This window comes from Psychrobacter sp. APC 3426 (assembly GCF_030408035.1).
GTDB lineage: Bacteria > Pseudomonadota > Gammaproteobacteria > Pseudomonadales > Moraxellaceae > Psychrobacter.
In genome coordinates, this window is the sequence record NZ_JASDCF010000043.1 from 1 (window position 1) to 13422 (window position 13422).

14 protein-coding genes are annotated in these 13422 nt (G+C 41.5%); 5 read left to right on the forward strand and 9 right to left on the reverse strand.

Translation table 11 applies throughout. The annotated features are described in order from the left end of the window. Positions 1-591 (forward strand): hypothetical protein (locus tag QL919_RS13665; RefSeq protein ID WP_290190028.1); only part of this gene is annotated, 591 nt, incomplete at its 5' end. Positions 592-739: 148 nt separating this feature from the next. Here the strand turns inward: QL919_RS13665 and QL919_RS13670 are convergent. The 7 genes from QL919_RS13670 to QL919_RS13700 all read right to left on the reverse strand — a co-directional run bounded on the left by QL919_RS13670 (position 740) and on the right by QL919_RS13700 (position 8176). After that, positions 740-1282 carry a DUF3124 domain-containing protein gene (locus tag QL919_RS13670; protein ID WP_201602968.1) on the reverse strand — a complete coding sequence of 181 codons (543 nt, stop codon included), beginning with the start codon at positions 1280-1282 and terminating at the stop codon, positions 740-742. A gap of 104 nt (positions 1283-1386) precedes the next feature. Further along, complete coding sequence (locus QL919_RS13675) at positions 1387-2088, reverse strand: TrkA family potassium uptake protein (protein ID WP_290190029.1); 702 nt, start codon at positions 2086-2088, stop codon at positions 1387-1389. Between the two features lie 68 nt (positions 2089-2156). Continuing rightward, positions 2157-3920: a potassium transporter TrkG gene (locus tag QL919_RS13680; RefSeq protein WP_290190030.1), complete on the reverse strand. Its 1764-nt coding sequence runs from the start codon at positions 3918-3920 to the stop codon at positions 2157-2159. 246 nt (positions 3921-4166) lie between these two features. After that, complete coding sequence (locus tag QL919_RS13685; RefSeq protein WP_058025516.1) at positions 4167-4799, reverse strand: recombinase family protein; 633 nt, start codon at positions 4797-4799, stop codon at positions 4167-4169. A 115-nt stretch (positions 4800-4914) separates the two neighbouring features. Continuing rightward, on the reverse strand, positions 4915-6081 hold the full coding sequence (locus tag QL919_RS13690) for an SEL1-like repeat protein (protein ID WP_290190031.1): 1167 nt from the start codon (positions 6079-6081) through the stop codon (positions 4915-4917). Between the two features lie 300 nt (positions 6082-6381). Next, positions 6382-6846, reverse strand: a complete 465-nt coding sequence (locus tag QL919_RS13695) for a hypothetical protein (protein ID WP_290190032.1) — start codon at positions 6844-6846, stop codon at positions 6382-6384. A gap of 97 nt (positions 6847-6943) precedes the next feature. Continuing rightward, the gene (locus QL919_RS13700) at positions 6944-8176 is read right to left on the reverse strand and encodes a DNA cytosine methyltransferase (protein WP_290190033.1); all 1233 of its coding nucleotides are present in this window, start codon (positions 8174-8176) and stop codon (positions 6944-6946) included. Between the two features lie 80 nt (positions 8177-8256). Between QL919_RS13700 and QL919_RS13705 the strand changes: the two genes are divergently transcribed. After that, positions 8257-9084 (forward strand): TdeIII family type II restriction endonuclease, encoded by an 828-nt coding sequence (locus tag QL919_RS13705; RefSeq protein ID WP_290190034.1) that lies wholly within the window; start codon positions 8257-8259, stop codon positions 9082-9084. 1007 nt (positions 9085-10091) lie between these two features. Here the strand turns inward: QL919_RS13705 and QL919_RS13710 are convergent. Continuing rightward, complete coding sequence (locus QL919_RS13710) at positions 10092-10463, reverse strand: hypothetical protein (protein ID WP_290190035.1); 372 nt, start codon at positions 10461-10463, stop codon at positions 10092-10094. Between the two features lie 268 nt (positions 10464-10731). Between QL919_RS13710 and mobC the strand changes: the two genes are divergently transcribed. Both mobC and QL919_RS13720 read left to right on the forward strand, forming a co-directional pair. Beyond that, positions 10732-11052: a plasmid mobilization relaxosome protein MobC gene (gene mobC, locus QL919_RS13715; RefSeq protein WP_100750148.1), complete on the forward strand. Its 321-nt coding sequence runs from the start codon at positions 10732-10734 to the stop codon at positions 11050-11052. Continuing rightward, the gene (locus QL919_RS13720; RefSeq protein ID WP_290190036.1) at positions 11049-12119 is read left to right on the forward strand and encodes a relaxase/mobilization nuclease domain-containing protein; all 1071 of its coding nucleotides are present in this window, start codon (positions 11049-11051) and stop codon (positions 12117-12119) included. Before mobC ends, QL919_RS13720 begins: the two co-directional genes overlap by 4 nt. A gap of 24 nt (positions 12120-12143) precedes the next feature. On the opposite strand, the gene QL919_RS13725 is transcribed toward QL919_RS13720, so the two are convergent. Then, positions 12144-12665: a plasmid replication DNA-binding protein gene (locus tag QL919_RS13725; RefSeq protein ID WP_290190037.1), complete on the reverse strand. Its 522-nt coding sequence runs from the start codon at positions 12663-12665 to the stop codon at positions 12144-12146. Between the two features lie 276 nt (positions 12666-12941). On the opposite strand from QL919_RS13725, the gene QL919_RS13730 reads away from it, so the two are divergent. Continuing rightward, the coding region (locus tag QL919_RS13730) for a DNA-binding protein (RefSeq protein ID WP_290190038.1) at positions 12942-13422 on the forward strand (481 nt) is incomplete at its 3' end.

Here is a 13422-nt window from a genome sequence, read left to right on the forward strand (position 1 = left end):
GAGCAGGCTGATTTGTTGGTGCAACTAGACGAGGTAACGGCCACTGCAGAGACAAAAGCTAAAGCGGCTGAACAGGCGACAGCTGAACGTGATAGGTTTAAGCAGACCTTGGCCGATACTCAGCACCAGTTGGAGCTTGAACGAGCTAAAACAGATGCCGCTCAGGGGCAGCTTTCGGATTTGCGCAACAGCTTTGATCAGCAAGCAAAAGAGCTGAGCACTAACATATCGAGAGTGGCCACGCTTGAGGCCACAGCGGAGAGTGACAAAGCAGAGGTTGCCCGTTTAAGTGCAGAACTTGAAGCGGCTAAGACAGAGTTAAAAGCAGTCACCACTGAGCGCAACGAGATCGCAACCGCTACTGCAGAGGTTAAAGGGGAGTTAAAAGCGGTTGTTATCGAGCGCGATAAGCTATCAGGACTAAATGATCGGCTGATGCAACAGCAAGCGACACTAAACACAGATCACCAGCTGCTGCTTAAGCAGTATGAAACGGTATCGACCAGTTATAGCGCTGAGCAAGAAAAGACTGGCGAACTAATAATAAAGATTGAGAAGATGCAAGCAGCGTTGGATAAAGACTTGGATTAAAAGTAGACGTTGAGTTGTAGATAGCCTGAGACCATCCCAGATTCTGTGTAACTGACGTTTAGATTAAATACTTACACAAAATTTAGGAAGGTCTCGAAAAAATTAAGACCTAGAGCAACTAAGATTTTGAAATAGATAGAGATGGTGTTCAATGAATAACAGACACCCCTTCTGTACTAAATGCAAATGCTTTATTGCTAAAATTACCAAGCATGACTGCTTCAATGACAGGTTTAACTGTTTCATCTATTCCTTCAACTTCAATAATGAAATTAGCACCTGAACCACCTTTAGACTCTTCTTTTTCAACGATATAATTGAGCGTGCCCATGGCTGGCAGCTCAAGTGGCGTGTTTAAATAAGATTTAATTAAAGTTCCGCCGGTATCGTAATAATCAATTTTATTAACATACAGTGATTTTTTTAAGGTGGTATTACGGACGCTTAAAGTCGCTGATAATAAGACTTTACGGTTTTCTTTATCGATGTAAATATCAGAATAAATCGGCACATAAAAAGTTTCTTTATAGCTAAGCCGACTGTGATTCACTTCTGACGTTACTTCCAATTCTTTAATCGGATCCTGCTTATTTTCTGAAAACGCCACATTGGGATCTGTTGTGGAAGAGTTACAACCTGATAACAGGGCTATCATGGTTGCTAATAGGATAGAGACTTGAAGTTTAGCCATAACATTCCTCTTTACCACATTATTTGATACTACAACCTAAACAAGTTTTTAATATCTTGAGAGTCAATTTTTGACAACAAGTATCACTATATTAATAATACATACTATTTAACTTTTATCCCCACACTTCGTAAGAATTGGTTAATGTGTTTGTTAGCGCCATAAATTATTAGGACGTCTTTAGGTTGTAGTACTTGCTCGGGCGTCGCTAATCCTTGAATACTAGGTTTTTTCTGTGTACGCCCAAAGCTGTCTTCATAAGACTCATAGCGCAGGGTGCTAAGCAATCGAATATTAAATTTTTGCTCCAACTGTAAGTCATCTACCGTTTGACCAACTAAGGTACTTGGAATCTTAATCTCTACCATACTAAAGTTATCGCTTAATTCAAACGAGTCCACAAAGTAACGTAGGGACAGTCTTTTTGCCCAGCGTTTGGCGGCCTCTTTTTCAGGGTGAATGAGGTCATCGACACCGATAGCTTGTAGTACTTTTTCGTGTAGCGGATTAATACTACGGCTGATTAAACGTTTTGCTTTTAAAGTTTTGAATAGTGCCGTTGCCATGACATTTTCACCTTGATCTTCCCCAATGGCGACGACGACGATATCAGCATTGCTGATAGATAAGCCTTTAACGGTATGTTCATCAGTGGCATTCATACATATTGTATGGGAGATTACTTCTTTATATGCTTCGACTTTTTGCATACTACTGTCAATGGCAATCACCTCATGACCCTGACGGGTTAATGCCATGGCTAGAGAGGAGCCAAAATTTCCTAACCCTACGATAATATACTTCATGCCCTTCTACCTTTTAATCGTTTTTTAACATCTCAATAGCCAGCTTCAGATAGCTTATTTGCAACAAATTAGTTAATGGTAATCTCTTCTGTCGGATAACGATAGTTACCTTGGCGACTATTCTTGAGCAACGCAATAAAGATAGTCAGCATACTGACGCGTCCAACAAACATAATGACTGAAACCACCACTTTACTAAAATCCGATAGATCCGAGGTTAAATTTAAGCTCAACCCTACCGTACTATAAGCTGAAAAACACTCAAACACTACTTTGATCAAATCAAGGTCAGGTTGGTCATAACTGATAAGTGTTACGCCTATCCCAATGACCAACAATGACAACCACATAATGGAAAACGCGCGCCGAACAGAAATCTCAGCAATTTGTCTTTTGAATACCTCTATCTTGGTCTGACCACGTGCCAGGCTCAAGGTATTTAACAGGGCAATAGCGAAAGTGCTGGTTTTGATACCACCACCCGTTGAGTTAGGCGAAGCACCAATCCACATCAAAAATATCGTCAACATAATAGTCGGAAATGCCAGTTCACCCATATCAACCACATTGAATCCTGCAGTTCGAGGAGTAGCAGCAGTAAAAAATCCTGTTATTAGCTTACCAAGGAAGCTGGTATGGTCAGCGAGCACATTGTGATATTCAAAAATTACCACACAGATGAGACCGATAAGTAATAATGCGCCTGTTGTAATTAAAGTAATACGACTATTGATATTGAGCAACCAAGGTTGGTAGGCGCAGCGTTGGTCATTGCGGCGATATATCAGCCGCTCAGCACGGTAACGCAAATAACGCAGCACATTAACTACAATAACGAAGCCCATACCGCCAAAAATGAAGGTAGTGGCAATAATCAACTGTAGTGGGTAGTTAAAGCGCAGGGAGTCATCGTACAGCCCTGCACTAAAAGTAGAGAACCCCGCATTACAGAACGCAGATACGGCGTGAAAAACAGAAAAAAACAGTCGCTCAGTCCAGTCCATATTTGGTATGTCATAAATACTAATATAAATGAGTGCCGCCGCTACCGCCTCAACGGCGAATGTCACGTATAAAATAGACTTAAGAGTCGATACCACATTACCCATACCACGCATATAAGACATCTCGCTGATACTTGCTTGGGTCTCATAACTGACGCCGCCCTTAAAGAAATAACTAAAGTAAGTCACAAACGTCAAAATACCCAAGCCACCGATTTGAATCAGTCCCATGATAATGACTTGCCCAAACGTCGTGAAGTAAGTCGCTGTGTCTACCACGATAAGCCCAGTCACACAAACGGCACTAGTCGCCGTAAAAAGCGCATCGACAAAGGACAACGGCTGCGTTGTTGCATTGGGCATCATCAGTAATAACGCACCAACCAAAACCACTGATAAAAAGCTTAAGATAAAAAACTGGGCAGGGTTTAGAAAAGTGCGATTAAGATTAAAATCGTGATCAGAGAGCTCACGAACAAAGGTAACGAACACTGCAATTTTTAACGCGACAAAACCATCAACAGCCGCTGACAACCCTAAACGCACTAAATCAGTGAAATGTGCTGCCAATAGTATGATAATCGCGATACTGGTAATCGCATCAAAAACAACTACTTTATTAAAAGTTAGTGGCTTTTTGGTGTAGAGATAACGACCAGCAGTTATTACAAAACTTAGAAAAATAATGACAAGATAAATAATATGAAAGACTTGTTGTAGCCATGCCGGTAGTGTAAAACCACTATCTAATAAGGCTATAATGACCCCAACAACACTAATGAAAATAGTAAAATTATTTAGCAATCGATAACGCGTGGCTGCATTCATAGACTTAATTCATCATAAAAGTAACCGCGACAATTGTACTCTTCTTTCCTACTATTACCAAAAAGCAGTTAGGTTTTAAGTCAAAAGACGACTACAAGGTACGATGAACGTTTATGTTGGTATTTTTTGAACGTGATTTTTTAGTTTATTGCCATTAAGAATAGCTCATATCCCAGCGGAACCAACTAAAAAGGCTTATTAATCAATTAACAGACTACTTATAGTAGACTGCCGTAGTAGAACCACTTAATGAGTACTGAGCATCTTCGGTCTTTCCTTGGCCACATCAGCAATCAGATGCCGTGAGCACTTGGTCATACCTTGTATCTCAGAATAGCTATGACCTGATTTGAGCAGACTGGCGATAATCTTGCGCTTTTCGATATCCTTCCTACGTCCTGAATACTTACCTTCTGCCTTAGCACGAGCAATACCCTGCATCTGGCGGTTACGGCGATCCTCATAGTCTTTTCGAGCAATGGCTGCGAGCATATCTAGCATCATCGCGTTAATGGCTTGCAATACACTGCTCATAAACTCAGTACTGCGTTCAGGTTGAAGCGCCATATATGAGGTCGGCAGCTCTTTTGATACGATAGAGAGCTTTTTCTCTGATAGCATTCTTTTGAGCGTATCCCAATCAGCTTGGTTCAAACGCGCTAAGCGATCAATCTGCTCAACTAAGATCACATCGCCCTTATGAGCATCTTCAATCAGCTGCATAAGCTTGGGTCGCACCAAGATAGCCCCTGATTCGTTTTCGACATAGAAGGCAGCAATTTTGTGGCCATGATCGTTGGCAAATGCTATGAGTTCGCTTTTGGCACGTTTAGCGTCCTGTTCTTTGGTAGACGCTCGTAGATACGCTCTAATAAACATAAACACCTAAAATAGTCTGTTATAAGTGGTTCCATTATACCAGTCTGTTTTAAGTGGTCTGTTAATACGTTTGAGTGGTGAAATAGCTGGTTCCCTTGGGGTATACGCCTAGAAACTAACTTTCCTGTTTAAATAGCTTCTTAAGATAATCACAGCTTGCTTGGTAATCGTTTTTACAAGACAAATTTAACCACTCTTTTGCCATAGAATCGTTCTTATCAACGCCTAAACCTTTATGATACATCATTCCCAGATAGTATTGAGCAAGCTCACTACCTTTGCTCCATGTCTCATCAACCGTATTGAAATATTGGTTCCTAGCGGCTTTTTCATACCACTTGAAGGCTAAGCTGTAGTCTTGAGGCACACCAATTCCATTGTAGTACATTTGAGCTAATTGATATTGAGCAGGCTTACTTCCGTGTTTAAGCTCTCCATAGTTATAATAGTAGTATGAAGTAGCTGCTGCTTTTTCAAACCATTTAACAGCTTCATCATAGTTCTGAGGAACATCTACACCATCATAATACATTTGTCCTAACTGGTACTTAGCAGAAAGTGTACCAATATACCTATAATCATCTCGATTTATAACTTTTTCAAACCACTCTTTAGCTTTGTCTTTATTTTGAGGGACACCTAAACCTCGACTATACATCAGTCCAATGTTGTAAGCCGAGTTAATATCTCCTTGATCAGCGAATTTCTGAAAAATATTAAAGGCTTTGCCATAATCTTGAGGAATGCCTAAGCCTGAGTAATACATAAGTCCTAAAATATATTCAGCATTTGTAGACCCGTTATCAGCCGCCTTTTGATAATAATTAAAAGCCTGATTATAGCTTTGAGGAATACCTGCCCCATGATAGTACATACCTCCAAGTCGATATTGAGCCTGGACATCGTTATTATCGGCTAATGTTTTATACAATTTAAAAGCTTTAGCATAATTCCGAGGTTCTCCGTATTTACCTAGATAATAAATATCGGCAAGATTATTTTGAGCAGAGGGATGCCCGTTATCAGCAGCTACTTGATACCATTTGATCTTATTTACACGATCATAAGCTTTCAGACCAAGTATAAATTGGGCTGGGGCATATCCTCTAGTAGCAAACCATTCATAAGATTTCTTGCTATCATCAGGCGCTTTTGAGTTCTCTAAGTATAGTTTTGCAAGCTCTTGCTGAGTGTAATTGTCTCCTATTTCTTCTGCTGTAGCTGTTATGGATAGCCCAAAAGATATAGCTAAAATGATTATAGTTTTTTTTAAACTTCGCATATTGAATTCTGCCAAGATAGACATTGGTACGGTTTATTTGCTCATTCTAAGGACAACATATATGTGAACGCATAGAATCTTTAGTTCACATTCATATTTGAAAAGCCCATCGAATGTACGCTAGGAAGTACACTGCAATTATTTAGATAACTCGAACTGTTGCTACTACTACCCTATAGCGAAAGCTTTCAGTCCTCACTAGGGAACCGAACCAGTGAGAACACTTAATTGATTTGCTATTAGTGTGAGAAAAAAGGGTGACGACTTTGCCACGTGAGGATCTTTAATGGCAACCAGAAATTAATAAGCGCCTAAAATGAGATAATTACCATTATTAAGTTTTATGAAGTTGTTTTTGCGAGCTAGTAAGGCTGCAACTTTACTGGAATAATCGGGGGACTTCATCAACTCAGGCCACATAAATTGTAGCAACTCCTCATCGTTTAAATCATGCTCCAAGTTGTCAAAATTCTCTTTTGCATCGGTACTGATGCTAATCTCAGCATTACGGATCATAGTGATAACTTCACTAGCATGCTCTTTTACTTCACCACTAAGCTCATAAACGACACCTAGCGCATCCCACTCTAAGGCGTCATTAAAAAGCGGCTTCCAATCAATAGATGTTGGGTCAGCACTTTCACTTTGCACACGCTTATATTGGCTTAGAATAGCTTTAATAGCTTCTGCGCTAAAATCACTTACAAGTTCATGCTGTCCAAATTCCTTAATAAAATCCTGTGTATTTAATCCTGAGGTAGTCATATCTATAGCCCTTGATCTTGTTTTGGTGTGTTGATTGTAATACTAATTTGGGACAAGCCATACTTATATGAGCTTTGAAGGTATATAAAGCCTTGGCTCAGGCCTCGTTTAACATTCTAACTAATGCTTTACCTATTGCTAGGGCTAGATTTACAGGAACAGCATTTCCAATTTGTTTATAGACCTGACTGTCTGATCCAGCGAACTTCCAATTGTCAGGAAATGTTTGAATTCTGGCATATTCACGAGTCGTTAAAGGACGGCTGTCACTAGGATGACATCGCTCTGTTTGCTTTTGTGCGGGAGTGCATACTAAGGTTAGGCTTGGTTCATCCCAAGACAGTCGTCTTGCCATTCCAGTTTTGCCGCCACCAAGATAGAAGCTTTTCATCATATACTCTTTTTGTAGCTCTATCGGCAAATCTCGCCAATAGCCGCCTTCAGGGACGAATGACATGATTTCTGCTTTGCGTTTTGGGTATTTTTGACCAGAGGACTCAGGAACATCATTGTCATAAAGCTCACCTGTTTTCAGTGCATCCTTTACGGTTAATACTCGATGATAGGTTGAAGGTTTTTTAAAAGTGAGCTTGTCATAAAGATCGGCTCGAACCCCTATAATGATAAGCCGTTCACGCTTTTGAGGGACTTTATAAAATAAGGCTTTATAAACATCATTTTCAATAATTTTATAGCCAAGATCTTCTAAGACCTTGATAATGGTGCTAAGCGTTCTACCCTTATCGTTTTCTTTTAGGCCTTTAACGTTTTCGGCTAAAAACACTTTGGGTTGAATCTCTTTAATAGCCCGAGCCATCTCAAAAACGAGTGTTCCTCGAAGGTCTTCAAAGCCCAAACTCTTACCAGCATAAGAAAACGGCTGACAAGGAAAGCCACCAGTGAGTAAATCGACCTTGCCCTTTAAGTGGGTGAAGTCTACATTTGTAATATCGTCTTCAACCACATTCCAGTCTGGGCGATTGGTTCGAAGGGTGTTACAAGCATATTTGTCTTTTTCATTAAGCAAGATTGACTTAAATCCTGCTTGTTCAAGTCCAAGTGCCAAGCCGCCCGCTCCAGCAAATAGCTCTACTAGGGCATAATCACGGCTTGGCTCAATAGCCATGTCTTCATCCCAGCGGCTATTGAACATGGCAGAAAATTGCTCAAAGGCTTCAAGCTGCGCTCTTGAATACGGTTTTTCATGTATATTGGGGTCAAGCTCTGGAACCAGCTTGCCATTTTTAACCCAAGCGTCAATATTCCGCTTAGAAACAGATAGGGCATCAGCTACAATTGCCGCTGAAAAATAATCATCAGAAAACTTCATAGTCTTACATATTTTAATGGGTTGAATGGGCTATTTTAGCGCTTTTAGGCCCTCAGGTCCACTACTTTTAGGAAGATAGTATGTCTTTAGATTCGTCTACACCCAATACCTATGAGCAAATGAAAAAAGCGGTTAAAGAACGCGCCCTTCGAATTTTAAAAATGGATGAAAAGGTGAAGCGTCTAAGTAAAGATATCGATAATGGTGATACCAACTTATTCTTTCTTGAAATGTTTGGCAAAAAGGTGATGTTCACCTCCAAGCTTATCACTTCACTACAAACCGCGTTTGGTATGTCCTTTTATGAGCAAGTCTCAAAAGAGCTTGGCGAATTGGTGGGCTATGAAGTTAAAAATCAGTACAAAATCACAGGTCATATTCATGGCGATGCCAAGTTTTACTTAGATAACTTGCTTGAAGATCTTAAATACACGCCAAACCGTACCACTGAGTACCAGCGTTTGCATGAAATCTATGAGCTGAACAAAGACAATTTAGGCGAGCTGGCTGAAATTCCGGACAGCACCGTGGATGTCTTTATTAAAAAGCCTGACGGCACTGAAATCTTTATCGATATCACCACGGTTAAGCCTAACAAAAAAGAGTTTCGAACCATGAAGGAGAAAATCCTGAAGTGGTATTTTTTACGGTTGAGCCACGGCGACATTGCCCCTGAAAAAATTCAAACCTACATCGCCATTCCCTATAACCCTGAGTCAAGAACGGATAATAACTATAAGCGTTGGGGCAATTTTTATGACCGCCAAGATCTATTAGTAGGTGACGAGCTATGGCAACTTGTATCTGGTGGTCAATTCTCACTCAATGATATGATTGATATTTTCAGAGAGATTGGAAATGAGTCTAAAGAGGATATCGAGAAGGCTTTAAATACGGATCATTTTTGAATCAATAGTTAGTTATATTAAATCAGTAAATGAATCCGTCACCTCTGCTCGTCTACAATGAAAGCTTCATAGTCTCATTAAAGAACTATTGTTTCTCTAAAAAATTTAGAATATATAAAAATAAACCCCCCTACTACTTGACGTAATAGGGGGGTTTATCGTTTAATGTTCATTAACGGTTACAGACGTTTGGCGACGCCTGTAACGACCAAATAAGCATTCACACTGCGTTATTTGACCAGCAATTAAGCCCATTAGGGTCTATTTTAAGCCAAATCTAGGCTACTTTGCAATCAAATTACTCATATTACTACCGTAAGTTACCAATTTTACTCAGTAAAACCGCCTATTTGCTCGCTACCTTCGCCCTATCAACGCTCTTTAACTGTTCCCTAGCAATGGGTGGCAGGCCTCAGTGACGACTGCATTGCGTGGGTGATTTGAAAGTTCTCGACAGGGGTTGCTAGACATATTGAACAACGCAATGAGAGGTTATATAAGCGTATTCGTAGCGGTATATTGGGTATTGAGCCCTTGCTAGCGTAGAAACGGCTATATAGCGGTTATGAGCGTGTCTAGGCGGTGCTATCAGCCGTAATCATGACAGAGTCAGCTTGATACAGTGATGACTTCCCGAGACGATGCCGATCGACCGACAGGCAGTTGTCAGGGCAATACTCTAAAGGGTTCGCAAGTTTTTACTTGCAAGCGCTTTAGGGTGAGTGTTGCCCAAAACTTCAACCTCTCTCCCTCCAAGCAGTTGTCCACAGAGTTGTCCATCAGGGTTGTCCACATAGCAAGGGCAACAGCGCGGAGCCCTTTAGGAGTAGCTCAGGCGCTGTTGCCCTTGCTGCTTATGTGGACATACGCTGTGGGCATACTCTAGTGGGCACACTGATTAAGAGGGAGAGAGAGGAAAGGTTCAAAAAAAAATTTGAAATTTTGAAAAATGAAAGTTTCGTGAGTTGAGGTTAATGATTGATAAGAGTGGCCAGTGAGTAAAAACGTTAGTTAAATTTTTGGCCACCTGTAATGACTCCTATGTTGAATTTAGAGTATTTTAGTAGAGCCTGTTGATTGTCTTCTAACCATTGGGCAATGTCTTGATTAGAGAGAGAATAAACATATCCTTTGGGTTTGGCATACTTCAACAGCTTTTGCTTGCTAATAGTTTTGCCTAGAAACTGAGCTATTTTCTGTGCTCGATATGAATTTAGTTGTCCTTTTAGCTTATAGGCTTCTTTGATACCCCAGCTATTAAAGCCATCATAATCACCCCCTGTACCATCCTCTAATTCATCTAATAGATAGATCATAGCAGTGGTTACCTCTGAGCGAAGGGTGTTCACTTTTTTCATGTTTTCAGATCTTTTATTCATACTAGCGACCTTCTTTGTATGGGTACAGACAGTCATAATATCATAGGTATAGACATTGTTGTTATATAGGTATACACAGTCATGTATAAATAGGTATACACAGTATCGACTATGCTAGGTACAGACATTTATGATATTATTTTAAGCCAGCAGTCCTAAGAGGGGGCTATTTCCGCTTCGCTACAATATCCTCTCTTAGGTGCTGACAAAGGGGCTATCGCCCCCTTGACCCCCAACCACCCTTATACCTAGAACAGGAGTCAGTCTAATGCCACCAATTAGCGGTAAAAAAAGAACTAAAGAGATTGCGATTCGAGTCACAGAGGATGAGTTGGCCAAGCTGAAAAGACGGCAGCAGGGAACGACGATGGCCGGATGGATGCGAGGTTTAGGGTTAGGGGTAACCCCAATGAAGCCCGCTGACCCTGAGTTGGTTCGCGCACTTGGCCGCATTGGCTCTAATCTTAATCAAGTCACCAAACACGTCAATATCAATAAACAGGTAGATGAGAATGTGCTTGAACAGATCACCGCTATTAGATCTTTGATTAATGCGCTGCTTGATGAGCATTTGCGAGGTGAATCATGATCGTTAAGTTTTTTAGGCGTGGAAAAGGCTCAGGAGCAGGTCCAATTAATTACTTGCTGGTTGCTAAGGGTGGTAAGCCTAGAGAGGGTGCAAAGGTGCTCTACGGCGATCCTAAGCTCACTGAGCAGCTGATTAATACCACACCATTCAAGCAAAAGTATAAAGCAGGGGTGTTGTCTTTTACCGAAGATGCCAAAGAGTTCACGGATGAGCAGAAAAAAGACATCATGCAGCGCTTTGAAGAGACACTGTTTGTAGGGCTCGAGCCTGATCAGTACGATATATTGTGGGTCGAACATACTGATAAGGGTGGACGGCTGGAGCTGAACTTTGTGATCCCGTGTCAAGAGCTGCGAAGTGGTAAGCGGCTGCAGCCATTTTATGCTGGCGCTGATCTGGTACGAGTCAATGCGTTTAAGAACATCATCAATCAAGAATATGGCCTAACAGATCCTAATGACCCAGAGCGTAAGCGGCTAATCAACCCTTATGTGAATAATGCGCCACGGCCAACTCCATATGATAGGCCGCCTAAATCTAAAGAGAAGGAGCAGGAAAAAGAAGATAATGAGATCATCGCTAATCCTGAGAGCACTTTTGCTCTGAAAGAAGCCATTGATCGAAGAATGCGGCATAGGCTAGCAGAGGGTAGTCTTAATGGCCGCAGTAGTGTGCTTTATGCCCTAGAAGGTATGGGGCTAACGATTAAGAGAGCAACGAATAGCAGCATCAGCGTGGCGCATCCTGCTATGACACGAAATGTTAGGCTCAAAGGCACTGTTTATGAGAAGGATTTTAAGGCTTTGTCGCAGCAAGCGCACCTTATTGAGGGTCGTCAAGGAGATTATGAGAGAACGAGTGAGTCTCGCGGTCATCGAGACTTAAAAACGTGGACTACAGGTATGGAGATCAAGAAAGAGTATCACGAGAAGTTATATGGTGATATCAAAGCGCCTGAGCCTTTAGCGCTTGTTAATAACCATGTGACCTCTAAGGAGCCGCAAGATAACGCACCTAAAGTAGAGGTGCCGACTCCGCAGCGCTCATACAGTGGACCAAGGCCATAGTCGTTTGACGGTGTTGTTAAACAATTAAGGCCTCCACCATTTCTTTTTCTTGGTAGGTGTGGGCGCAGCATCTGCCTCTTTTTTTGGTAGCGGCTCTGGCTCTAACGGTGATTGTTGATCGCTATGCTCAGAGTCAGCACCTTTAAACTCTAGCAGTCGGATCTGCGTTAAGTCATGAATACTGGCATTGGCTTTTTCTAGTGTTTTGTTGAGCTGACTTATTTGCTCTTGGTAATTCGCTATCAGCTGTTTTTGATCACGAACTTGCTGCTCTAAGTGTTCATTCTTCATCTTTTCAAGTGCTAACTGGTGTTCAAGTGCTGTGCTGTTCTGTACGTTTTGACTGTTCAAGGACGTACTGTTTCTAGTGTTCACTGAACGTTCAGTACGTTTTTTAGAAATTGGCTCACCGAACACTCGCAACATTTCCGAAACGTCTATTTTCTTATCTGCTGTTCTGGAAAGCTCGCCATCATTGATCTTCTGATAGATAGTGGTTCTCGATACACCCCACTGTTGCGCTGCTTTTGTCACCGATATGTTCATTGCTCACCTAGTGTTCAAGTACGTTTTTAGCCCCTGTACAGTGCAACTGTTCAGAACGTTCAGTGAGTAACTATCGCACCAACCTCACCATTTGGCAAATACTAATGCTCTATCCGTGTCTGCGGCCAACCATCAACTCAATACATTAAAAGACACCTCAAATCACCTGAGGTTTTTTTGTATTCTGTATTGTAGTATGTTGTATATTGTATTATACTACATACAATATCATACAAACATTACATATCTACTTATATAAAATTAAGGACAATGACTGTGGCGCTTACTATCCAACAGGTTCATAACACTGCGGATCAACTGCAAGAACAAGGCATCAAGCCTACTTTAGCTGAAGTGCGTAAGGCGCTTGGGGGTGGTTCATTTACGACCATCAGTGAAGCCATGAAGTCTTGGCGTCAGGATAACAAAGAAGAAGAGCAGCTAAGACAGGTTGAGCTGCCCAGTGGTATTACTGAGCGCTTACAGACGCTTGGTGCGGATGTGTGGCAGACGGCGGTTGATATCGCCAATGATCGCTTGGTTAAAGATCGTGAGGCCTTAGAGAGCATTAAGTCCAAGGCGCAAGCTGAGACAGACGAGGCGCAAGAGGCGGTTAAGACCTTAGAAGGTGAGCAGGCTGATTTGTTGGTGCAACTAGACGAGGTAACGGCCACTGCAGAGACAAAAGCTAAAGCGGCTGAACAGGCGACAGCTGAACGTGATAGGTTTAAGCAGACCTTGGCCGATACTCAGCACC